We start from the raw sequence: 2,097 nt of genomic DNA on the forward strand, positions 1-2,097 counted from the left end.
CGGCCGCCGGACGCGCGGGAGCGGGCGGAGGCGCGGCGCGCGCTGGGGTGGGCGGACGCCCGGCCGGCGGTGGCGTTCATCGGCGCGCTGGGGGACCGGCGCAAGGGCTTCGACACGCTGTTCGCCGCCTGGGCGCGCCTCTGCGCCGATCCCGCGTGGGACGCGCGGCTGGCGGTCGCGGGCGCGGGGGGCGAGCTGGAGGCGTGGCGGGCGCGCGCGGCGGATGCGGGGCTGGGAGACCGGATCGAGTTCCTCGGCTTTCAGTCCGACATCCGCACGCTGCTTTGGGCCGCGGACGCCATTGCCGCGCCCACGCGGTACGAGGCGTACGGGCTGGCGGTGCAGGAGGCGATCTGCTGCGGGCTTCCGGCCCTGGTCAGCGCCGGGGCGGGGGTGGCGGAGCGGATTCCCGCCCCGCTGGATGCGCTGCTGCTGGCGGACCCGGATGACGCGGACGCGCTTGCGGCCCGGCTGCGGGCCTGGCGCGCGGAACTGGACGGGCAGCGGACGGCGGCGCTGGCGCTTTCGGCGCAAATGCGGGCGTGGACGTGGGACCACATGGCGGAGCGGATCGTGGAATGGGCGGAATGACGGCGCTGGGGGCGGGGTTCGATCCGGTGGAGGCGTGCTGGATCTGCGGCGGGCGGCGGCTGCGCCCCGTGGCGACGGCGATCTTTGAGTTTTCCGCCTATGCCCAGCAGGATCCGGAACTGCACCGCGCGCTGACCGGCGCCACGGTGGATCTGCTGCGCTGCGCGGAGTGCGGGTTCGGGCAGCCGGCCGGGCTTCCGTCGCTGCCGGACTACTTCGGGCGGATGTACGACCAGCGCTGGTCCGCGGAGTGGATGGAGGGCGAGTTCCGTGACGGCACCAAGGACCTGATCTTTCACGAGGTGCTGCGCGGGCTGGAGCGGCGCGTTCCCGCGTCGGAGCGCACGCTGCTGGACCTGGGCGCGCACGTGGGGCGGCTGATCCACCTGGCCGCGCAGGCCGGGTGGCGCGCGGAGGGGATCGAGCTGAATCCGCGGACCAGCGCCTACGCCGAGCGGGTGACCGGGCTGCCGGTGCACCGCGCGGACCTGCGCGACCTGGAAGCGCAGGGGCGGCGGTACGGCGCGGTGACGCTGGTGGACGTGCTGGAGCACATCGCCGATCCGGTGGATGCGCTGCGGGCCGTGCACCGGGTGATCGCGCCGGGGGGGTGGATCGCGGTCAAGGTGCCGCACGGGCCCAACCAGTTGATGAAGGAGCGCATCCGCGGCCGGGTGTTTCGCGGATACCGGCCCACGGTGGCGGACAACCTGGTGCACGTGTCGCACTTTACGCCGCGCGCGCTGCGGATGGCGCTGGAGCAGGCGGGGTTCACGGAGATCGACATCCGCCCCGCGGTGCCGGTGGTGCCGCCGGAAGCGCCGGGGCTGGGGCGCGTGGCGCGCGTCGCGTTTCTGCGCGGCACCTCCGCCGCGGCCGCCGCGCTCCCGTGGGGCGCCCGCTCGCCGCTCGCGATGAATCTGCAGGCGTACGGAAGAAGGGCGGGGTAGCGGGAGGGGGTGCTCTAGCGGCCCAGTGCGTGAGTGCTGGGTGCGGAGTGCGGAGTGCGGAGTGCCCGGATCCGGTTTGCCGCGGCCGGGCGAAGTCGTTTCTCGTCAATGCATTACGCGCCGCGGTTGATGTCGTGCGGAGGGGCGGCGATTCGATCCTTTTCGCCTTCCGCAAGAAAGCGTGAGTGTCATTGCGAGGCGCAGCGCCGCACCGTCCGTCACACCAGACCTTGGCGCCGACCGAAGAATCCCGCGCCACGGCATCCCATGCACGCCCGGTTGCGCGGCACGCTCGGACGCTGCGGGTGCGGCGGGAGAGGCTGGAGCGCGCCACGCCGGCCCGCGGCGCGGCGGACGTTTCGGTCCGGGATTCTTCAGTCGCGGATGGAACGCGGTGCCGGGGAAAGTGCGGCGCACGCTCCTTCAGAATGACGCCTCAGCGCCGAGGTGGGCAGCAGGACACTGGTGGAGCGATGATAGCCCGCGGGCGGCGCGGGCGGCGTGAGATGGCACCAGGCGCACCGAGATTCCTTACATCAGCCGCACCGGCATTCTT

2 protein-coding genes are annotated in these 2,097 nt (G+C 73.5%); both read left to right on the forward strand.

Features of this window, described 5'->3' with window-relative positions; genetic code table 11:
* The coding region (locus VF665_RS11495; protein ID WP_331053576.1) for a glycosyltransferase family 4 protein at window positions 1–591 on the forward strand (591 nt) is incomplete at its 5' end.
* Entirely contained in the window at window positions 579–1,541 is a 963-nt protein-coding gene (locus tag VF665_RS11500; protein ID WP_331053577.1) for a class I SAM-dependent methyltransferase, read from the forward strand. The genes VF665_RS11495 and VF665_RS11500, both read left to right, overlap by 13 nt.
* Window positions 1,542–2,097: the final 556 nt, after the last annotated feature.

The organism is Longimicrobium sp., from assembly GCF_036387355.1.
Lineage (GTDB): Bacteria > Gemmatimonadota > Gemmatimonadetes > Longimicrobiales > Longimicrobiaceae > Longimicrobium.